We start from the raw sequence: 20,631 nt of genomic DNA, 5'->3' as shown, positions 1-20,631 counted from the left end.
TCGAGCGCGAGAAAGCCCCTCGTGGCCTTAGTTTCCAGCCATCCTCATCGCCTTTATCGTTCTGGCAACCCCAAGTATATTTACGACGCGTTTGATGTTGTAGGCCAACACCTGAAGGCTCATTTCGGTGTTCACTCGCCCCAGCGTGCGGGTCAGGAAGTGGGTGGCACCCATCCAGTGCTTGAGCGTGCCGAAGACATGCTCGACAGTGCTTCTGCGGATGGTCATTGCCTCGGGCTTGCGGTCAAGACGACGTTGCATGGCTTCCAGTATATGTTCGTGCTCCCATCGTCGGATGCGCCGGTAGTCGCCGGGCGAACATCGTTCCTTGAGCGGGCAACGCGGGCAAGCGCTGGTCCAGTACACCCGCAGTGTCATCGCATTCTCTACGGTCGTGAATCGATGAATTGCACGCTCGCCGGCAGGGCATCGATATTCATCGGTCCTGGCAAGGTAGATGAAGTCTCGTTTGGTAAAGAGCCCTTTCTTTCTTGATGCCGAGGTGAGCGGTTTCGGGACATACGCCGTGATACCGGCCAGATCGCACGCGCGGATGTCGGGGCCGCTGAAGTAGCCCCGGTCAGCCAATACCTTTGGTCCCGGTTTGCCCATCGCTTCCTTTGCTGCCACAGCCATCCTGCTGAGCTGCCCGTGATCGCCTCCGACATTGGTAACGTCGTGCTCAACGATCAGATGATGCTTCGTGTCTACGGCGGCCTGCACGTTGTAGCCGACCGTTCCGGTTCTTTTGCCTCCGCTGGTCATGGAGCGGGAGTCCGGATCCGTAAGTGACAGCTGCCTGTCCGGTTGCTTCAACAATTGCTTTTTGATCTGGTTGAGTTCCCGCATCTGCTGGCGCAATCGTGCGATCTTCTCGTACAGGCGCACGGTCTCCACATCGAAACCCGTCGGACTGGTCCGGTCTGCGGTTTCAATCGCGTCGAGATATCGCTGAACGCTCTCCTCAATCTGCTGCTGACGTTTGTCGATCTTACCAGGCGTGTAGTTCCTGTCACGGCTGTTCACAGCCTTGAACTTACTGCCGTCGATCGCCACCATGTCACTGGATAGTAGCTTCAGTCCGCGACACAATTCGACGAAACGCCGGCAGACGTTGCGGATGGCCGCTCCGTTGTCGCGGCGAAAGTCTGCGATCGTCTTGAAGTCCGGAGCGAGACAACCTGTCAGCCACATCAGCTCGACATTGCGCTGGCATTCGCGCTCCAGTCGCCGGCTCGATGGTATCCGGTTGAGATATCCGTAGATGTAGATCTTGAGCATCACGCCCGGATGGTAGGACGGGCGGCCTGTGATTGCGGGTGTCGTACCGTTGAAGCCCAGCGTGGTGAGGTCTAGCTCATCCACGAATACGTCTACGATCCTGACTGGGTTGTCCTGGCCAATGTAGTCATCGACGCATTCGGGAAGCAGTGCGACCTGCTTGCGGTCATCGCCTTCAACGAGTCGCTTCATGAGTCACCCGGTCTCAATGCGTTGATTCAGTTTAGGCGATAGATGCGTTTTCACACACTCTCGGCCATTTGCGGACATTCGCCTCTGCGCCGCAAAGCGGCCGCTCCGGGTCCGAGCGATAGCCTCTTGCAGTAGCGCGCACCGCGAGCGATATCTGGCCTCTGTGAACGCTGACCCAAGCCTCTTCCCGAAACGGGCGCAAGTGTGCAAAACCGTAGAACAGGCCGTCCTCGCCCGCTGCCATGCGAGACCGGGACCTGTGGGCCGTTTAAACTTCCTATCGCCAGACCAACAACGCAGAAGGAGGCCGCAATGCCCTGCAATTTCGCCCGAGATGCTCATGGACACGTGCTCGACCGGCAGACCTGGACGGTCGGGCTCATGCCGCCCGTGACGCTGTATCTCTCGCACCCTGGCATCCTCGTTGGCGGCCACAACCGGCCGCCCAACGGGTTCTTCTACAAGCACCTGATGTGCCCTTCGGGCAAGGGCGGGGGTCACGCTGGCGCAGAAGGCGAACAACCGGCTCCTGCACCGCCAGGGTGGGCAGTTCGCCCTGAAGATCCAGGAGGCAGCCCAGAAGCCCAATGCCAACGCCTGGGCACTGCCCCAGCTGGGCGATGCAGCCGCCAAGAACGCGAACATCGTCCAGTTCGCCAACGACCTGGTGTTAAACACGCCGGCCTACCAGAACTACATCGCGCCCCGACGCCGCGAAATGGGCCAAAGATGTGCGCGCAAGCTTCCTTGCCAAGTGGGACGCCCTCCCCGCGCAGCGGGCCAACGTCAACGCGCTGATGAGCTGGTTGAACCAAGCCATCAACGCTAGCTTCGCGCAGAACTACGCCGCCAGGTTGCGCGCGGCGTTGCAGAGCCATGTCGATCCCTTGCGAGCACGGGCCGGCATGAGCTGGAACGATAAGTACGGCGACGTCGCACCGCCCAACAACACGGTGCTGGTGTTGAGCGATGACGGCAATGGCGCCGGTGCCTGGCAGCCCAACACGGTGCCGATGGGCTGCCAGCCGATCTCCTGCGCCAATGCCGGGGGCCAGTTCGCCACCGCATTGATGGCAGCGCTGGGCGGGGCGCTTGCGTACCCCGTGCCGCTGGACCTGGTGGTCGATTTCCACCAGCCCTGCGTCATGGACACGGTGGCCGCCAGTTTCAGCAATACCCTGCACATCCGGGCCTTTGCCTTGTCGGCCACCGACTTCGACATTTATCATCTGGAGCCATAGGAGTGTGGGCGGCTTCTGCCGCCCACACTCCTAGGACGGCGGAAGGCGCGTGCGTGAGGCACCGGGCGTGGGTCTCCAATTTCCGCTACACATCCGCTTGGATGACCGGGTTGGGTCGATCTGAGCCATTGGCCTTGATGATCCACACGCAACGTAAGCTGTCGTGGATCTGCAAAAGCCAACAGGCTCTTGATGCCAGCATCACTCTAGGCAAGGCAGGCCCGGAAATATAATAGCACGATCGTTCGATAATTAAAATTATGTCAAATTAGATGCGAACTCTGCAGTTGTCGTCCCAAGATGACGCGGAAGAAGGGATTGCACTCGGTAGGTGCACTGCAGAGTGTTGAGCTATGCATCAACTGTGCGTATAATGTGCTTTTACAGTTCGCTACTTGGAGCGACGCATGAGCGCCATTGCATTTGCCGACGTGCTTGAGTCCGCGCGTGAAGCGGGAACGTCCCGTCTATCCGCCGCGAACCTCGCCAACGTCTTGGGCTTGCAGCAGCAAGACCTGGCAACCTTGGCGGGTGTTCATCGCAACACGCTGCGCACCCATCCTGAGTCGCCAAAACTCCAGTCCACCATGCGCGACCTCATGCGCGTGCTGTCGGCAGCTGTGGCGGTACAGCCGGACTTCGAGCGAGCGCTGTTTCTGGTCAAGAACCAGCCCATCCCCACGTTTCGCCACAAGACTATCCTGCAACTGCTCCAGGATGGGCGGACTGAGGATGCGATCGACTATCTGGAGTCGATCAGCGCAGGATTTGTTGGATGATCCTGACGCACCTGCCGGCGGGTACTATGCTTTACCGCGCACATGCACCCCGGTGGGCCAGCCGGCCGGCCAGTGGAGCGGGCGCCGCAGCCAAGGGCGGGCGCTTCAACCGCGAAGGTATCGAGGCACTGTACTTGTCGCTGGAAGAACTGACAGCTCTGCGCGAGTACCAGCAGACCTCGCCCTTCCTGCCACCCTGCACGGTCTGCTCCTACACCGTCGCGCTGCGTAATCTGGTCGACCTGCGGCAACTCCACCGCGATCCTCTTTGGGACGACCTTTGGCACGACTGGCGCGAGGATTGGCGGCACCTGAAATTCGAGCTGCACATCGAGCCCCCGACCTGGGTTCTCAGTGACATGGTTCGGGAGCAGGGCTTTACCGGCATTGTGTTTCCCAGCCAAACCCACGAGAGAGGTACAAACGTCGTGGTGTTTACCGACCGCCTCGGCGATGGCAATTCGATCGAGGTCAACGACCCGGATGGCCAACTTCCGCGGGACCAGGCAAGTTGGCCGCGTTGAAGACCCCTCTGAGGCTCACGCCGCTGCTATAGATGGCGCGCTCAGTGATTGACGCTTGCGCAACCCCTACAGCCGCATTTCCATCAACGCTGGATCCTATCGTTGAACTCGACGTCCTGAATCCTTCCGCCTTTGTTCACGCGCCCGCCTGCCATCTGCGCAGGCCTGGTACAATGCGGAATCTGATAATTATCAGCACACCACTTCAGGCGACCGTCATGGCCAGCGCAGATCAGTTAAAAGCGCTCGTGAAATCTCATATCGACCGCGACGACGGACAGTTCTACTCCGTCGCCATGCAGGTCGCTGCGCATGAGGCAAAGGTCGGGCACGGCAAGCTGGCCGAGGAGCTGCGCGATCTGATCGACGCGGCCAAAGCCCGAGGCCCGGGTTCACCGGCGAATCTCGTTCCTCTGGCGCGCCCGAGGGGTGACCTCGCCAACCTGCTGCATGTCAGCTATCCGAAGAGCAGGCTGGTGGACATGGTTCTCGACGCTCAGGTCGAAGAGCAGCTTGAGCGCATCATGAAGGAACAGCGGCTCAACGCCCGCCTGCGCGATCACGGGCTGTCTCCACGCCGGAAGCTTCTGCTGGTGGGACCGCCAGGAACCGGCAAGACCATGACCGCGTCAGTGCTCGCCGGAGAGCTCGGTATCCCTCTTTTCCTCGTTCGCCTCGACGCGCTGATCACCAAATTCATGGGCGAAACCGCCGCCAAGCTGCGCCAGGTCTTCGACGCGATTGCTGAAGTGCGCGGGGTCTATTTTTTCGACGAGTTCGATGCGATCGGATCGCAGCGGGGGCTTGCGAATGATGTTGGGGAAGTCCGACGCATTCTGAACAGCTTCCTTCAGATGATCGAGCACGATCAGTCCAACAGCCTCATCATTGCGGCTACGAACCATCCCGAGATTCTCGATTACGCCCTGTTCAGGCGGTTCGACGACGTGATCGAATACCACATGCCCTCCCCTTCGCAGGCAACCGGGCTCGTCCGCTCACGAATGGGGAATTACGCGCCGAGGCCGTTCCCGGCGAAAGCGGTTTCCGAAAAAGTCGCTGGCCTCAGCTACGCGGAACTGCGTCGCGCGGTCGACGAGGCTATCAAGGATGCGGTCATGCACGACGAGGCGAAGATCACTGTCGCCGCACTCAATCGCGCGCTGTCCGAGCGGCGCCGTTTGAGCGAAAAACTAAAACATAACGACCTGGCAGGCAAACATGGCGGATCAACAGGAAGCCGATAAACGAAAGCATTTCTTCCTTCGCGACAAATCCGACGCTTTAGACTTTACGGCTCATCAGGGCGGTGGTGACAAGGCCGGCCCACCAGTTCTCCCTCGCGCCCAGCACGGCGCCGCATTGATGGGGCAGCTGCGCGCGCTCGAATCAGTAGCGCAGGCCAGAGCCACTGCGCAGAGAGCGTTCGGCATGGAAAGCGGCATCGGACTTCAGATCCAGTTTGAAGGCATTGCCAACGTTGAACTTGCGTTTCAGAGTCTTGGCAATGAGACGAAAAAGATAGAGTTGCTGAGCGTCTATACGGAAGGTGAAACCACCTTCGCGAACGTCTTCGTGCCCGACGGCAAGCTCGCCCACTTCGAAAAATACGTCACCGAGTACCTCGAAGAAAAGAAGGACATCAACGGTGGGGCTCGCGACCACGCACCGCTTCTCAATACCATTGCAGCGATCCGGGCGGCGGAAGTGCGGGCACTATGGACAGACGACCTTGACCTTCTGCCGGTCGATAAAACCGAGAAATTCTGGTGGGAGGTATGGTTGCCGGTACGGTCGTCGCGGCAATCGGTCGTGAACGACTTCAAAAGATCTGCTGCCCTTGTCGGATGTGACGTAAGCGACAAGCAGGCGGACTTCCCGGAACGCACGGTGCTTCTGATGCACGCCTCCCAGGAACAGTTCGCAAAGTCTGCCCTCTCCCTCAATTGCGTCGCAGAACTCCGGCGCGCGAAGGACACGGCCGAGTTCTTCGACGCCATGCCGGTAGAGGAGCAACGTGAGTGGCTTGACGATATGGTCGCGCATCTGCAGATACCCGACGAGAGCGACGCCACGCCGCGTATCTGTCTTCTGGATTCCGGCGTGAACCGCGGTCATCCCCTTATCCAGTCCCTCATCGCTGAGGGCGACCTGCATACAGTCGAGCCCGCATGGGGCACCGATGATCAGGCCAATCACGGATCCGGTCTGGCCGGTCTCGCCCTGTTCGGCGATCTCACACATGCGCTCGCATCGGCTCAACCGATTGCAATAAGTCATCGGCTCGAATCGGTAAAGCTCACCAGCGTCGAGGGCGCAAACAAGGGCGACGCGAGGCATCATGCGAGATTGTTCTCGGACGCGGTCACTCGCCCCGAATCCGGAAAGGGCCAACGGCGTCGCGTCTTTGCTTCCGCCGTTAGTGCCTCCGATTATCGCGATCGGGGCAGGCCATCTTCTTGGTCGGCAATGGTCGACAAGCTGGCGGCGGATGCAGACGGCGACGGCGCATTCCCCGCTTGATAGTTCTCGCGGCTGGTAACACGCGCGACGCTGAAGCATGGAAGGCCTACCCCGACAGCCTGTCAACCAACCTCATCCACGATCCTGGCCAGGCGTGGAACGCCATTACGGTAGGTGCATACACAGAAAAGATCGACACCGAGTTGCCCGAAGTCGAGGCCATCGCTGGCGATGGCTGTCTCAGTCCGTTCACTACCACTTCACGCACTTGGGACAGCGCCTGGCCGCTGAAACCCGACGTCGTGTTCGAGGGGGGAAACGCCGGCAAGGATGATTTCGGCGCCATTGGCGTTCCTAGCCTGAATCTGCTCACGACCAATTCCCGTCCAGACGAACGCCTTTTCACCACGACAAATGCAACGAGCGCAGCATCGGCGTTGTGTGCCCGCATGGCGGCTCAGCTGATGGCGGCGTATCCGGATTTCCGGCCGGAAACTGTGCGTGCACTCATTGCCCATTCCGCCAACTGGACCGACGGGATGATGAAAATGTATCTGACGCAAGGTGTGGCTAGACAGAACAAGCGCGACTACGTCAATCTGATCCGGCACTGCGGATGGGGCGCGCCAGATCTCGCCCGGGCATTGTGGAGCGCCAGTGACTCGCTCACCCTCGTCGCCGAAGACACCCTCTTCCCGTATGCGAAGGAGAAGGGGAAAATCGTGACCCGTCAGATGAATCTGCACTCGCTTCCGTGGCCCCGCGAGGAGCTCGAAGCTCTTGGGCAAGCAAATGTCCAGATGCGAGTGACGTTGTCTTATTTCGTCGAACCTAATCCATCGGCCAGAGGCTCTGCGTCCAAGTTTTATTACCCGTCTCACCGTCTTCGGTTTGACGTGAAGAGGCCGCTTGAACCTTCAGTCGAAGAATTCGTATCCCGGATCAACGCCGCCTCCATCAGCGACGATCCGGTCGGTCCGATGCATCCGAAAGACCCCGACTGGTATCTTGGCGAGTTCCAGCGCCACCGCGGCTCACTGCATCAGGACGTATGGGAGGGCACCGCGGCAGACCTTGCGAGCCGTGGGTTTATCGCCGTCTACCCTGCCAATGGATGGTGGCGCACCCGTCCCGCACTCGAGCGATACGAGTCTCCGACCCGGTACAGCCTCATTGTCTCCCTGCGCACCCAACAGACGGAGATCGATCTGTACAATGCGATCGCACAGAAGCTGGTCATTGAGGTCTGATCGCGACAATAAAAAGGCGTTCCTGGAGGCCTTCGAAACGCCGTCTTCCAGGCACACTTTGACGCAGAATACATCGAAAATCATAATATGGATTCCTACGCAATGTCGCTAATTTGATTTATGTCAAATATAGTATTCCTAATGATAAGTGCTGGAGCTTTCCTTGCTTGCGAACGCCCGACGCAGCAAGGCCGAGATGCACAAGGAAACGATCAATGAAAAACTTCCATTATTTCGTTATAAAGCGAACGTGAAACTCTCACTCCGTCACGTTCACTACGTGTGCGTGCATCGAATCGGCGCTGAGACGGGAGCCTCGCTCCCTGAGTTACGATCGCCTCAAAGAGTCGCTCCGCGCGCGCCTCACCAATTGCGTATTCGCTGCCAAGGAAGCGTTTTGGATCGATGGCAATCACCAGTTCGCCATGACACGGACTCAAACCCGCGCCATCGTCAAGAGATTGCGACTCCATGCTGGTGAGATCACCTATCAAGGCGCCCGCGAGCAACTCCACCATCGCCGCTAACGCGGATCCTTTGTGGCCGCCGAACGTCTGCATCGCCCCTTCAAGCGCGGCTCGTGCATCGGTAGTAGCTCTGCCCTCTCGGTCAATGGCCCAGTGGGCAGGGATTGACTTGCCCTCTCGCGCATGTAGTTCGATGTCGCCACGCGCGATCGCGCTGGTTGCAAAATCGAATAAGAACGGATGACCTTCAGCACGCGGCCAGGCAAAAGCGATGGGGTTGGTGCCAAACACACCGCGGGTGCCGCCCGCGGGCGCGACCCAGCTATGGCTCGGATTCATCGCCAACGCGACAAGACCATGCGCCGCAATGGCCTCCACTTCCGGCCACAGTGCGGAAAAATGAAAGCAACGATTGATCGCCATCGCCGCGATCCCTTGCGAGCGAGCCTTTTCGGCAAGCCTGGGTAGTCCGGTCTCGAACGCCAGCAGTGAAAAGCCGTAGTGCGCGTCCACGGCAAGCACGCCCGGCGAGACGTCACGGATCGTCGGTTGCGCGTGCTGATTCACCTTGCCGGATAGCACAGAACGCACACAACCGAGCAGACGATAAAGGCCATGTGAGTGGCATTCGTCCCGCTGCCCTTGGGTAATGACACGTGCGATCGCGTCAGCGTGCGCCGCCGACAGGCCGTGATGCAGAAGGACCTTACGGGCCAGGTCGAAGAGGTCGCTCAGCGAAAGCGAGACGTCGTCTGGTTCAGACATCCTGATTTTCCTCTCGACGTCTCACACCGTCCACGCGGCGCGCAAGTCCGTACGGATTCTCGTTGCGCAGCGCGCGCGGCAGAAGATCGTTCGGCCAGTCCTGATACGAAACGGGGCGCAGGAAGCGCTCGATCGCGCGGCTGCCGACCGAAGTCGTGCGCGCATCCGACGTCGCCGGGAACGGGCCGCCATGCACCATCGCGTGGCCGACCTCGACGCCGGTGCCGAATCCGTTGACTAGGATACGCCCCGCCTTGCGTTCGAGCGTAGGGGTAAGCGCGCCGCATGCATCCCGATCGGCCGCATCCATATGCACGGAGATCGTCAACTGACCTTCAATCGACTTCAGGACTTCGTGCAGCACACTCAGATCGCTGCATCGCACGATCAGCGAAGTCGGACCGAATACCTCTTCATGCAAAGACGGTTCCGACGCGAAGGCTGCAGCATTCGTCGCAAAGAGCGATGCCTGAGCGTCATAACGTCCTCCCGTCGCGCCGTTTGCTAGTCTTTCGACGTGCTCCGATGTATCAAGACGCTGTACGCCCATGCAGTAGTTCGCGTGTATGCCGGGCGTGAGCATCGTCTGTGCTGCGGTGTCGGAGAGCACTGCGCTTGCGGCCTGTTCGAATGCGCGAAGTGCGTCACTGTCCACCGCCAGGACGAGACCCGGATTCGTGCAGAACTGGCCCGCCCCTAGCGTAAGCGATGCTGCAAATTGTCGGCCGATCTGCGCGCCGCGAGCCGCCAGAGCGTGCGGTAGCAATACAACGGGATTGATTGCGCTCATTTCAGCGTAGACAGGAATCGGTTCCTCCCGGGCGTTCGCGATCTTCATGAGCGCAAGGCCCGCCGCGCGAGAGCCGGTAAACCCAACAGCCTTGATTCGTTTATCGGCGACGAGCCCTTGGCCAATGACAACTCCACCATCGAACAGCAGCGAAAACACGCCTTCCGGTAGCCCGCAGCGTGCCACTGCAGACTGTATCGCGCGTCCGACGAGTTCGGAGGTACCAGGGTGTGCACAATGCGCTTTCACGATCACCGGGCACCCCGCAGCGAGCGCAGAAGCGGTATCGCCGCCCGCCACAGAAAACGCCAGCGGGAAATTCGATGCACCGAATACTGCCACCGGCCCAAGCGCAATGCTTCGCTGGCGCAAATCCACGCGCGGCAATGGCTTCCGTTCGGGAAGGGCGGGATCGATGCGAGCGTCGAGAAAATCGCCATTACGCAAAACGTTCGCAAACAGCTTGAGTTGGCCGATCGTGCGGGTGCGCTCGCCTTCGAGTCGAGTACGCGGCAACCCGGTTTCAGTCATGCAGCGTTCGATCAGCGTATCTCCAATCTTCTCGATCTCTTGTCCTATCGCTTCCAGAAAGACAGCGCGTTCCTCTAGCGTGATTTCACGAAAGGTGTCGAACGCTGAATCGGCGAGTGCACACGCGCGCTCCAGTTCATCCAGCGTCGCGCCGTGAAAATCCGGAGCGAGCGGTTCGCCAGTCCGTGCATTCACACCGTTAAAGACGTCGTTGGTGTTGCTCGCGCTTGCCGCGCCGATCAAGGAATGGCCTGCAATGGTCATAGTGCATCCTGCAATATAGCAACCGGACATGGCCCGGTGTGAATCAACGATTGAATAGCTACGGGGATTTACGTACCGTCATTGATCTTCGGCTTCGAGGTGCAGCTTGCTGCCCGGCACCCCCGTATAAGCACCCCAGTGGTAAATGCAGAGGCTTGCAACCGCGACCGCGACAGTGTCGTAGGGATGTGCGAGCGCTCCGCTGCCACCGAAACTGCCCTGCCACGACAGCAAGATCATCACGGCGTAGAACGCAATTAGCCAAAGAGATGACCGCACCTGTTCCGCGAGACTCAGTTCGCGCGTAGGCACGAAGCGGCCCGCCGCCAGATAAATCACGAACATGACGATCTGCAGCCCCAACAGCCAGGAAACCGTGCTCCAGCCCGACCAGTAGACAATCAAAGCGGCGATAACGAATGACACAGGGCCAACGATACCGAACCGTCCCACGCGAAACGGCCGAGCCATATCGGGTGCGTTGCGACGCAGCGCCGCAACCGAGATCGGTGCAACTGCGTAGCTCAACACCAGCGCCGCCGAGACGACATTGATGAGTGTCTCCCAGGAGGGAAACGGCAGAGTCCAAAAAACGGCCAACGCGAAAGTGAGCCACATAGCTGGGCGCGGAATGCCCGAAGCCGCGTCGACACGAGTGAATACTCGAAAGAACGTGCCAGTCTTCGCCCATGCGTACACCACGCGCGGCGTCGCGTTCATGTAGATGTTGCCGCAGCCGCTCGGGGAAATGGCCGCATCCGCCACCACCATATACGCGAGCCATCCCACGCCCAGCGCCAGCGCGATGTCACGGTAGGGCAGTGAAAACGCTTTACTCACCCTTCCCAGCCGCTCTTGAGCGTCTCGGTCGGAATGCTGCCAATGAACGCCAGTTGAAGCAGAACATAAATCAGGGTCGACAGCAGCACTGAAAGAATCAACGCGATAGGGATCGTGCGCTGCGGATTACGCACTTCGCTCGCGACTGAAATGATCGGCGTGAGACCAAGATAGGCGAAGATGATACCGCCCGCCGATACCGCCATTTCAATTCCGGAGAGACCGAACGGTGCAAAACCGTGCGCGGTCAGATTGGCAGGCTTGAAAAACGTGAACAGCACACCGATAACCGAAAGTGGCACGATGAACTTGAAAATGCTTATGAGGTTGTTCGCGCGTGCGAAGGTCTTCACGCTCGAGTAGTTCAACCGGAAAAATAGGCACAGCAGCGCCAACTGAACGAACCAGCCCACAATCGTGGGATTACCCGAACCGGGTCGGCTCAGCATGGGGAACCACGCAGCCGCGTACTGGCGCGCGGCTACGACTTCAATGGCAATCAGGCTCGAAAACGCAATTAGCGTGACAAATCCCATCAGATAGCCGAGCAGCGGGCCGTGTGAGTATACGGGATAGCGCACCACGCCGCCTGCACGCGGCAGCGCCGCGCCCAGTTCGCAATAGACTATGCCGAGCAGGAGCACCGCGAAGCCGCCGACCAGCCACGAGACAATGCCGGCAGGCCCGGCGATAGCCGAAACATGGCTCGCCGCAAACAGCCAGCCGGAACCGAAGATGGCCCCAAGGCCGATGAACGTAAGGTCAATGAGCGAGAGTTGCTTCTTGAAGCGTCCTTCGCCAGCCTGTTCGTTTGAGGCGACTGGGGCGCCGTCGCCGACATGGAGCGAGCGATGTATATTGCCTTGACTAGACACAGTCGAGTCTCCTGATTTAGGAATAAGCGCTTGAGCGTTCCGCTGCAGCATGGACACGCAGAAGCAATACTTGAATGGGGTGCGCGCTGCGCGTGTTGTAGCTGATTTGTGCTGCGCGCGCGGTGCAGGTAACAGGTCCACGCCCGGCAGTTCCGGAGCGGTGGCAAGCGCCGGCTCCATTAAAGCCATCACGTATGCGAGCGCGTCGCCTACGTAGGAGTGACGTCGCTTTCGAAGATCGAGGCGACGCTTTAGAACGTCACAGGAATGCGACCATGCTGGATTCCTCATCCGCCACGAGTTCGCTCACGCGCCTGCGAGTTGCTTGGATATCGACGGAAAAATCCCGCCCAATCGGGGTGCTGACGGCGGAAAACACTTCGCTCCATTGGATAACGTCACGACTCACAGTGCCAATCTCCTTCGTTAAAGACATCGCGCCAGATCAGCGGCGATGCGAAGAAGTATCGCTATCCCTAGTCTTCACGGCTTGAGGCCTTTCACGCCTAAGCACGACGAATTCGGCACAATTGACGCGACGGGCACACTGGAACAAATCGCAGGCGCAAGAACTATCGGGGACAACACCTAGATATTTGCTTGCGAATATTGCATGCCCGTCGTGCGATTTCTGTTCGTTCTACCGATCGTAAGACGTTGCTTGCGGATGCAGCAGCGCACGATATTGACTCGGAGTGAGCCCCACCGTCGCCTTGAATTGACGCGTAAATGCACTGTGATCGTTGTAACCGCAACGCGCGGCAATATCGGTGATACTCCAGTCACTTGCCAGCAGTTCGGATGCTGCATCAAGTCGCGTTTTCAGCAGCATCTGACGCGGCGTGAGATGAAAGACCTTGTCGAAGTAGCGCTCCACCTGCGCAACTGACATGTCTATGAGCGTTGCCAGATTCGAGAGCCTCAGCGGCTGCGCATAGTTGTCCTGGATATATTTGGCCGCGATGGCAACGCGCTCGTAGGCCGGATGGGTACCCTCCGCTGCCCGGAGATCGCGCGAGATGCCGGCAACTCCCAGTACGCGCCCCCTCGCGTCGTGCAGTGGAACCTTGGAGGTGAGGCACCAACCGGGCTGGCGTCCCGGATAAAGATGAAGTTCGAGCTGATTAATCAACCGACTGTTATCGCGTACAACAGCTTCGTCCTGTTCCACGTATATGCGGCCGAAACGCGACGGAAAAACTTCTTCTGCCGTCTTGCCAATTAGTGCGCGACGGTCTTTGCAACCGCAGCGCGCGGCGAGCGTAGCGTTGACGATCAGATAGCGCGCCTCGTGATCCTTCACGAAGAAGACCACATCGGGCATGACATCGAAGAGCGGCTCGAGCAGCGAGAAGTGCGCCATCATCTGTGTCAGCGTCGTGTATTCGATATCAGCGGGCAGGTGCAGGTCGGGCATTGTAAATCGTGGCGAGTCGGGGTTCGGCTCGATTATGCCTTTGCCGCAGTCGCTTGCACACTGCAGAAGATAAATGGGCGGCGCTTTTTACACCACCCGATTGCGACACTTCAAACTTGCGTCTCCGCCTTCATCAACGTGCCAATGCGTGCAGGGGAGAACGGCGGGCGCGAACCTTTGCGCGCCCAGCCTAAGCAGAATGCTGCTGCTTCTCCGCAGATCTTGCCTTGGCACGGCCCCATGCCGCAGCGCGTCTGGAGTTTGGCATCGCGCCAGGTGCGATGTCGCGCGGCGTCGGCAAAGCGGACGTCTTCGCAGCGGCAAATCACAGTCTCGGGTGTAGCAAGACCACGCAACTGCGGATCGAGCGAAAATGCCGCATGCATCCGCGCAGCAAACCGACGGTAACGCTCCCGCTCCGCAAAGAGAGAACGCGCTTGCGCTACGTTTCCGACTGCTGCATGTGCTGCAATGCGCCCTTCGACTGCAGCCAGTTCCACGCCGCCCACCCCCGTGCATTCCCCGGCTGCGTAGACATCGGGCTGCGTCGTAGACTGCAGATCGTCGACGACGATCCCGACCACGCCTTGAGTTTCGACGATATCGCAGCCCAACGCGATTCCCAACGTTGTGTTGGGCACCAGGCCATAAGCGCAGGCAAGCCGATCGGCGTCAATATACGTTTGCTCGACTCCCTGCCGCACAATCACCTGCGATAGCTTCTGCTCGCCCAGCGCGGAACTCACATGCGCTCCACACATGTAAGGCGTCGCGCGCAGATCGAAACGCATGCGCGCTGCCTGCGCCAGCTTCGCGGGCGTACGCACGAGCGACGCTGCGAACTGTCGCACAGCATGCGCTGGCGCTTGCTCGACGATGGCCATTACACGTGCGCCCGCTTCGCGCGCGGTCACGGCCGCCGCCCATAACAACGGCCCGGTTCCTGCGATGACGATGCGCTCGTCGCGCACTGGCATGCCACCCTTTATGAGCGCCTGCAAGCCGCCCGCGCCCGTCACGCCTGGGAGCGTCCAGCCCGGATACGGTAAAAGACGCTCCCGAGCACCAGTCGCCACGATAAGCCTGCTGTAGCCGATCGAATAGCCACGCACAGCGTCTTCAACGAGCAATTCGCGTGGACGAAGTGTCTGCACGACGCGCGTTCCCGATAAACGTGTGACGCTCGTGGAACGCTCCACTGCTCCGATTGCATCACACGCGGCGCCTTTTGGCCGATGCTGTGGCCCTTGTCGCCAAATCTGACCGCCTGGTAGCGGGTTATCGTCGACAATGCCGACTTTTGCACCCGCTTCAGCAGCCACGCCAGCAGCGTGCAATCCAGCAGGTCCTGAGCCAATGATCAGAATATCGAAATTCATAGTTCAGACTTTACGGTCTTGACGTTCATCCCTTCGGCGCAGAGCGTCTGGCACGCAAGCCGATGACGCACGCCGTCGATAGTCACGCGGCACTCCTGGCACACACCCATGCCACATAGAGGTCCGCGTTGAGCACCGCTAACGGACCCACGCGTCACCACGCCTGCGGTGCCCGTCGCAAGCGCGATGGCTGCAACAACCGAACTGCCGCGCGCGACACGCACGTTGCGTCCGTCAACGATAATGGTCAACATGTCAGGCATGACTGGTTCCTGCGTGTGCGAAGCGGGCAGGCTGGTAAGGCGCGGGGTCGATCGGTAGTGCATCGCCTGGATGGAGCATCTGCGCGGCAATCAGCTTGCCCGTTGCTAGAGCGGTCGTTACCCCAAGACCTTCGTGCCCGGTCGCGAGCCACGTCGAAGCGTGGCACATATCATCCAGGAACGGCGCGGCAGCCCCGATCAACGGCAAGCCGTCGCTTGTTGCAGGCCGAAAACCGGTCCAGGCGCGAATCGCGTTAAGTGCTGGCAATGCTGGCAGATACTGCGAGGCGCGGCTCAACATGCGTGCGAGAATCGCCGGCTCGACAGCCGGGTCCAGGCTATCGAACTGACGCGACGATCCGATCAGGATCTGGCCGGTCGGACGCGGTTGCACGTTGAAGGCCACCGACGTGCCGCTCGAGTTGTGTGCGCTTTTGATGTAGCCGAGCTCGAGTATCTGATGGCGGATAATGCCCGGATAACGGTCGGTGATGAGCAGATGCCCCTTTTTCGCCTGCATCGGCAACATGGGCAAAAGCTCGGCGGCTTGCAGCCCATTGGCCAGCAGCACGGCGCCCGTCGAGAGCGTCTCTTCGTCCGCGAGCACCACGCCTTCGGGATTCACGCGTGCGACATGCGCACCGAGCCTGCACGTCACGCGGCCTTTTGTCGGTTGCGCCAGCAACCATGCGGCAACAGCAGGCGCATACACCACTGCGTCGTCCGGAAGCAGCATGCCGCCACGCAATCCTTCGCGCAGCGCAGGTTCGGCTTCGCGTACCTCCATAGGGTCGAGCAGCGAGCAGGACACGCCTGCCCGTTCAAGCGCCTGCTGGCGCGTTTGCGCGAGCGCGTATTCCTCGTCGTCAACGGCAACCCAAAGTGTGCCACACTGCACGAATGCCTCGCGGGGCCCCAATCGTGGCGCAAGTTCCAGCCATAACTCGCGCGACCATGCGGACAGGGCGAACTCGGCGGGCGAGTCGTCCATGAGCACGAGGTGGCCCATCCCCGCCGCCGTCACGCCGCCGCCCACGCCCGCACGGTCGAGGACAAGCACGTCCGCGCCCTGCTGCGCCAGTTCGTACGCGCACGCGGCGCCGACGATACCCGCGCCCACCACGATCACGTCGGGATGCGAATGTAGCGGGAAGCTCACGCGCGAATGCCCCATGCGAATGGATCGTCCGCGGTGAAAATAAGCTTCGATTCGGCGCTTACGTGTGCCGTGCCGCGAATATTCGGGCGCACGTAGTGTCGACCAGAGTCGTTCGCGTCTTTATGACGCTCGTAGCTCGCTTCGAACACGCTGCCGATAATGCTTTCCTGGCGCCAGATCGCGCCCGGCTCAAGCACCCCATCGGCGGCAAGACACGCGATTTTCGCGCTTGTGCCTGTGCCACACGGCGAGCGGTCGTAGGCCTTCCCTGGGCACAGCACGAAGTTGCGACTGTCGAGACCGGGTACGGTAGAGTCCGCGAAAAGCTCGATATGGTCAATCTCCGCGCTGCCTTCGCCGGTGATGCCGTTGGTTTCAAGCGCGGCACGGATCGCCCATGCCGTGTCCGTGAGCGACTCGACGCACTCGAATTCAAGCGACTGACGGTGATCGGAAACCAGGAAGAACCAGTTTCCGCCCCAGGCGATATCGCCATGCACGCGGCCGAGGCCCGGTACGTCAAGCGGCACTCTTTGACGATAACGGTAGGCCGGCACGTTGCGTACGGTCACGCTGCGGTCGGCGTGCAGTTCGGCCTCTACAACACCTACCGGCGTTTCGACGCGATGCATGCCCGGCTCAATGCGCCCCATGTGCGCGAGTGAAACAATCAACCCTATCGTGCCGTGCCCGCACATGCCGAGAAAACCGACGTTATTAAAATAGATCACGCCTGCCGAGCAGGTGGGATCGTGTGGCTCGCAAAGCAGCGCGCCGACCATCACATCTGAGCCGCGTGGCTCGTTGACCACGCCTGCTCGAACGTGATCGAAGTCTCGGCGAAAAATGTCAAGCCGCTCAGCGAGCGGGCCGCGTCCCAGATCAGGGCCGCCTTCAACGACGAGCCGGGTAGGCTCGCCGCCGGTATGGGAGTCGATGACGGTAATGGTGTTCATGTCGACAATCGTAGGCATCATGCGTAAGGCCGTCTTGTTTCAACGCCCCTCTCGCGATGACGATTTCTGCATAGCTCGCAAATGAAGCAGCAAGACCCGGGGAAAGCGCAGACAGCACCCAGCCGCGCACGTGCCAATCAACCGAGTTCAGCCTCCCGTTGCGGTTCAGCGACCGGGGAGGGGTAAAGATGAGGAGATTTACGGCGGGCGCAGAGCATCAGATTGGGAGGTGAGGTGCATCAACTCAATTTTGAAGTTACGGTTAATCTGAATGGCGGTGCCTGTTGGCACCGCCCTTTTTTCAGGCATGGCAGAGAGCACGAGGTGCCGACCACGCGTTTTTGCCTTCCACTTACTTCGTACCCACAGTCTGCAAAGGCTTCCACGCGCCGTTGACGACCTTGTACACTGTTACGCCTCCATACTTCAGGTCGCCGTACTGATCATAGGACAGCTCGGAAGTGGTGACACCCTTCATGTTCGTGGCTTTCAGTGCTGAGAGGAAGACATGTGGATCGGTCGAGTCTGCCTTCTTCATGGCATTAAATACGGCCATCGTGCCGTCGTAGGCATAGGGCGAATACAATTCCACGGGCTGATTGAAGCGTTTCTTGTAACGGTCAGCGAATGCTTTCCCGCCCGGCATCTCGGCGAGCGGGCTCCCTTCTGATGCGGCGAGCGTGCCTTCAGATGCCTCGCCTGCGACCTTGATCAGATTATCCGACTGCAGCATGTCCGGGCCGATCAGCACTGACTTGATCGCCAGCGACCGCATCTGCTTCAGCATTGGTGCGGCCTGGGTGTCAGCGCCGCCATAGAACACTGCATCGACGTTCGCTGCCTTGATCTTCGTGAGAATCGCTCGAAAATCCACGGCCTTATCGTTCGTGTATTCCTGAACGACCACGTTCGCGCCCGCCGCTTTGGCGGCCTTGGCGAACTCTTCAGCGACGCCTTGGCCGTACGCTGTGCGGTCGTCGACGATCGCGATGCGCGTGAACTTAAGGCCCTTCACGGCGTAGTCGCCGAGTACACTGCCCAGTTGCGTGTCCGAAGTCAGCAGGCGGAACGTGGTAGGCAGACCCAGGCGCGTATAGGACGGAGCCGTCGCCATGGCGATTTCGGGGGTGCCAGCCTTGGCGTAGATCGGTGCTGCCGGGATGCTCGTGCCCGAGTTATAGTGGCCGATGACGGCGGCAACACCGTCGTCTACCAGCTTTTGCGCGACCGTCGTGCCCGTGCGCGGATCGGCCTGATCATCCTGAGCGTCGAGCACGAAGCGCACGGGCTTGCCGCCGATGACCGGGTTCGTGGCGTTCATGTCCTCGATCGCGAGCTGTACGCCGCTTCGGAAATCCGCGCCGTAGTGAGCTTGGCCGCCGGTCAGCGGGGCGGCGAAACCGATCTTGACATCAACCGCTGACACGGCATAGGAGCATGGTGCGCCAGCCAAGGCCGTACCCAATGCTAACGCGGTAGAGATGACCGTCCTCTGAAATTGCATTATTTCGTTCTCCTCGATTGTGTTGCCCTCTCTCCGCATCCCTACGGGTCTTTCGGGCACTTGCCTCTCGTTTTCCGGTTTTACCGGAGGTCGGCTGATGCAATATAAGATTCCAATAATCGAGCAGTCTTGCGGAAAATCTACAGAAGATATGCAGAAGTCAGCATAGTCGCTGCGATATCGGATGGTGCGGTTCGGGCTGGCGTCTACCAGAAGAGATCCCGAAGTCTATCTAGCGCGCCGTTTTGTTCTGGACAAAAAAAAAGCGCCCAGATCGGGCGCTTTCTTATGCTGCATCTCTGCATGTCCGTTGCCATCCTCCGAGCCGCATTCCGTGCGCAGCCCGGCCAGGCAGGTGATCAAGCCTCAGACATTCACTTCTTTTGACCAGTTGGCGTACCAATTGCGGAACAACTCGTACTGTGTTTTCGCGTAACGGCGCTGGGCCTCACTGAGCACGTCGGTCTCGTTAAAATGCAGCGAATACTCCTTATCACCGTTGAGGACCATTAGATACTTGTAGTAAAGAACCAAGTCGGTCCCTTCGTCGAACGACGAGAGTACAGCGAGCGCCGATTCGAGTTCCCGCGCCTGACGACGCGCGGTTACATCGCCCTTGGCAGCCTTGCGGCACAGGTCGACCAATTGGAGAACTTCGCGCGGCAACGCGTTGCCGATGCCAGTAATAGCGCCCGTGGCACCGCAGTTGACGAAACCGTGGAAGACCTGCGTATCGACGCCCGCCATCAGCGTCACGCTTTCGTCCTGACTGGTGATGTGCTCGGCTGCGTAACGCATATCAGCAGCGCCGCCAAACTCCTTGAAACCAATCAGGTTCGAATACTTCGCGCGCAGTTCGAAGAACAGATCGGCGCGGGTGGCAAATCCATAGTACGGACTGTTGTAGATGACGGCCGGCAGTGCTGGTGCAGCCTCAAGAATCGCCGAGAAATGGGCTTTCTGCGCGGCTGGCGAAGCGCCGCGAGACAGAACGCGCGGAATCACCATCAAGCCACTTGCCCCCACTTTCGCCGCGTGCGCAGCATGAGAAACCGCTTCTTTCGAGTTGACTGCGCCTGTGCCGACGATCGTCGGGATGCCTGCCGCAACGAGGCGGGCTACGCCTTCCTGACGCTGTGCTTCGGTGAGAAGCGGCCAATCACCCATCGAGCCACAGTAAACGACGGCGGACATACCGATATCGACCAGTTCGCGCCCCTTTGCGACGAGCGCGTCGTAATCAGGCGTGCGTTCTGCGGTACACGGCGTCATAAGGGCCGGAATCGTACCTGTGAAGATGTTGTTGCTCATGATGTTTCCTTTCATCCTGAATAGTTTGGAAGCGCCTTTCGGACTATTTTCCGCGCAAAACACTTCATCCCGGCGAGCGAGATGCGACGCGGCCGCGGCCCGCCATCGAAGGTATGGGGCCGGGGCTCGGCGCCGGCATGGACGTCGCTCGCAGTGACCGTGTCCATGCTGACAATCGTAGGCAACACTTGCGTCGCCGTCTTGTCCCCGTGGCCCATCTGCGATGACGATTTCCGCATAGGGCTGACGATCCGGGTGCGTAGCGCAATGTCCCGCCGCGCAGGGAATAAATCCCTCGGCTTTTCAGACGACCGACGTATGTTCTGTGCCTGCGTGTCAGATCTGGGCCCGAGAGGCGCCGTCTCGGGATGTGCTCATGC

Annotated in this window: 16 protein-coding genes and 1 pseudogene; 6 read left to right on the top strand and 11 right to left on the bottom strand. The window is 59.8% G+C overall.

From position 1 onward, the window contains the following. Positions 1–27: 27 nt before the first annotated feature. Positions 28–1,473: an IS1182 family transposase gene (locus tag H1204_RS31680; RefSeq protein WP_180734492.1), complete on the bottom strand. Its 1,446-nt coding sequence runs from the start codon at positions 1,471–1,473 to the stop codon at positions 28–30. A 731-nt stretch (positions 1,474–2,204) separates the two neighbouring features. Between H1204_RS31680 and H1204_RS31675 the strand changes: the two genes are divergently transcribed. The 6 genes from H1204_RS31675 to H1204_RS52995 all read left to right on the top strand — a co-directional run bounded on the left by H1204_RS31675 (position 2,205) and on the right by H1204_RS52995 (position 7,730). After that, positions 2,205–2,714 (top strand): hypothetical protein, encoded by a 510-nt coding sequence (locus H1204_RS31675; RefSeq protein ID WP_180734491.1) that lies wholly within the window; start codon positions 2,205–2,207, stop codon positions 2,712–2,714. Between the two features lie 407 nt (positions 2,715–3,121). Beyond that, positions 3,122–3,493 (top strand): DNA-binding protein, encoded by a 372-nt coding sequence (locus H1204_RS31670; protein ID WP_180734490.1) that lies wholly within the window; start codon positions 3,122–3,124, stop codon positions 3,491–3,493. Then, positions 3,490–4,017, top strand: a complete 528-nt coding sequence (locus H1204_RS31665) for an RES family NAD+ phosphorylase (protein ID WP_180734489.1) — start codon at positions 3,490–3,492, stop codon at positions 4,015–4,017. Before H1204_RS31670 ends, H1204_RS31665 begins: the two co-directional genes overlap by 4 nt. A 218-nt stretch (positions 4,018–4,235) precedes the next feature. Then, the gene (locus tag H1204_RS31660; RefSeq protein WP_180734488.1) at positions 4,236–5,264 is read left to right on the top strand and encodes an ATP-binding protein; all 1,029 of its coding nucleotides are present in this window, start codon (positions 4,236–4,238) and stop codon (positions 5,262–5,264) included. Then, complete coding sequence (locus H1204_RS53000; protein ID WP_346015770.1) at positions 5,239–6,540, top strand: S8 family serine peptidase; 1,302 nt, start codon at positions 5,239–5,241, stop codon at positions 6,538–6,540. Before H1204_RS31660 ends, H1204_RS53000 begins: the two co-directional genes overlap by 26 nt. Then, a complete protein-coding gene (locus H1204_RS52995; protein WP_346015769.1) occupies positions 6,477–7,730 on the top strand; it encodes a S8 family peptidase in 1,254 nt (417 codons plus the stop codon). Before H1204_RS53000 ends, H1204_RS52995 begins: the two co-directional genes overlap by 64 nt. Positions 7,731–7,942: 212 nt before the next feature. Here the strand turns inward: H1204_RS52995 and H1204_RS31650 are convergent, their stop codons facing one another. The 10 genes and pseudogenes from H1204_RS31650 to H1204_RS31605 form a co-directional block, all read right to left on the bottom strand. Next, complete coding sequence (locus H1204_RS31650; protein WP_180734487.1) at positions 7,943–8,962, bottom strand: Ldh family oxidoreductase; 1,020 nt, start codon at positions 8,960–8,962, stop codon at positions 7,943–7,945. Continuing rightward, complete coding sequence (locus tag H1204_RS31645) at positions 8,955–10,547, bottom strand: aldehyde dehydrogenase (NADP(+)) (protein WP_180734486.1); 1,593 nt, start codon at positions 10,545–10,547, stop codon at positions 8,955–8,957. The genes H1204_RS31650 and H1204_RS31645 overlap by 8 nt, the downstream gene beginning before the upstream one ends. 78 nt (positions 10,548–10,625) lie before the next feature. Continuing rightward, positions 10,626–12,262, bottom strand: a pseudogene (locus H1204_RS31640) (APC family permease). 640 nt (positions 12,263–12,902) lie between these two features. Further along, positions 12,903–13,679 carry an AraC family transcriptional regulator gene (locus H1204_RS31635; RefSeq protein WP_243468929.1) on the bottom strand — a complete coding sequence of 259 codons (777 nt, stop codon included), beginning with the start codon at positions 13,677–13,679 and terminating at the stop codon, positions 12,903–12,905. Positions 13,680–13,789: 110 nt separating this feature from the next. Further along, positions 13,790–15,058, bottom strand: coding sequence for an FAD-dependent oxidoreductase (locus H1204_RS31630; protein ID WP_180734485.1), 1,269 nt, complete (start codon positions 15,056–15,058; stop codon positions 13,790–13,792). Then, complete coding sequence (locus H1204_RS31625; RefSeq protein WP_180734484.1) at positions 15,055–15,321, bottom strand: (2Fe-2S)-binding protein; 267 nt, start codon at positions 15,319–15,321, stop codon at positions 15,055–15,057. Before H1204_RS31625 ends, H1204_RS31630 begins: the two co-directional genes overlap by 4 nt. Next, a complete protein-coding gene (locus H1204_RS31620) occupies positions 15,314–16,495 on the bottom strand; it encodes an FAD-dependent oxidoreductase (RefSeq protein ID WP_180734483.1) in 1,182 nt (393 codons plus the stop codon). Before H1204_RS31620 ends, H1204_RS31625 begins: the two co-directional genes overlap by 8 nt. Next, positions 16,477–17,445, bottom strand: coding sequence for a 4-hydroxyproline epimerase (locus H1204_RS31615; protein WP_274608264.1), 969 nt, complete (start codon positions 17,443–17,445; stop codon positions 16,477–16,479). The genes H1204_RS31620 and H1204_RS31615 overlap by 19 nt, the downstream gene beginning before the upstream one ends. Before the next feature lie 343 nt (positions 17,446–17,788). After that, complete coding sequence (locus H1204_RS31610; protein WP_180734482.1) at positions 17,789–18,940, bottom strand: branched-chain amino acid ABC transporter substrate-binding protein; 1,152 nt, start codon at positions 18,938–18,940, stop codon at positions 17,789–17,791. Positions 18,941–19,306: 366 nt separating this feature from the next. After that, complete coding sequence (locus tag H1204_RS31605; RefSeq protein WP_180734481.1) at positions 19,307–20,251, bottom strand: dihydrodipicolinate synthase family protein; 945 nt, start codon at positions 20,249–20,251, stop codon at positions 19,307–19,309. Positions 20,252–20,631 lie beyond the last annotated feature (380 nt).

The organism is Paraburkholderia sp. PGU19 (assembly GCF_013426915.1).
In the GTDB taxonomy this organism is placed as follows: domain Bacteria; phylum Pseudomonadota; class Gammaproteobacteria; order Burkholderiales; family Burkholderiaceae; genus Paraburkholderia.
This window is presented reverse-complemented; position numbering and strand designations above follow the sequence as displayed.

Bases quoted from the DNA above. Each gene is read 5' to 3' on its own strand.
- H1204_RS31680 (WP_180734492.1), bottom strand. From the start codon at position 1,473: ATGAAGCGACTCGTTGAAGGCGATGACCGCAAGCAGGTCGCACTGCTT.
- H1204_RS31670 (WP_180734490.1), top strand. From the start codon at position 3,122: ATGAGCGCCATTGCATTTGCCGACGTGCTTGAGTCCGCGCGTGAAGCG.
- H1204_RS31665 (WP_180734489.1), top strand. From the start codon at position 3,490: ATGATCCTGACGCACCTGCCGGCGGGTACTATGCTTTACCGCGCACAT.
- H1204_RS31660 (WP_180734488.1), top strand. From the start codon at position 4,236: ATGGCCAGCGCAGATCAGTTAAAAGCGCTCGTGAAATCTCATATCGAC.
- H1204_RS53000 (WP_346015770.1), top strand. From the start codon at position 5,239: ATGGCGGATCAACAGGAAGCCGATAAACGAAAGCATTTCTTCCTTCGC.
- H1204_RS31650 (WP_180734487.1), bottom strand. From the start codon at position 8,962: ATGTCTGAACCAGACGACGTCTCGCTTTCGCTGAGCGACCTCTTCGAC.
- H1204_RS31645 (WP_180734486.1), bottom strand. From the start codon at position 10,547: ATGACCATTGCAGGCCATTCCTTGATCGGCGCGGCAAGCGCGAGCAAC.
- H1204_RS31635 (WP_243468929.1), bottom strand. From the start codon at position 13,679: ATGCCCGACCTGCACCTGCCCGCTGATATCGAATACACGACGCTGACA.
- H1204_RS31630 (WP_180734485.1), bottom strand. From the start codon at position 15,058: ATGAATTTCGATATTCTGATCATTGGCTCAGGACCTGCTGGATTGCAC.
- H1204_RS31625 (WP_180734484.1), bottom strand. From the start codon at position 15,321: ATGCCTGACATGTTGACCATTATCGTTGACGGACGCAACGTGCGTGTC.
- H1204_RS31620 (WP_180734483.1), bottom strand. From the start codon at position 16,495: ATGGGGCATTCGCGCGTGAGCTTCCCGCTACATTCGCATCCCGACGTG.
- H1204_RS31610 (WP_180734482.1), bottom strand. From the start codon at position 18,940: ATGCAATTTCAGAGGACGGTCATCTCTACCGCGTTAGCATTGGGTACG.
- H1204_RS31605 (WP_180734481.1), bottom strand. From the start codon at position 20,251: ATGAGCAACAACATCTTCACAGGTACGATTCCGGCCCTTATGACGCCG.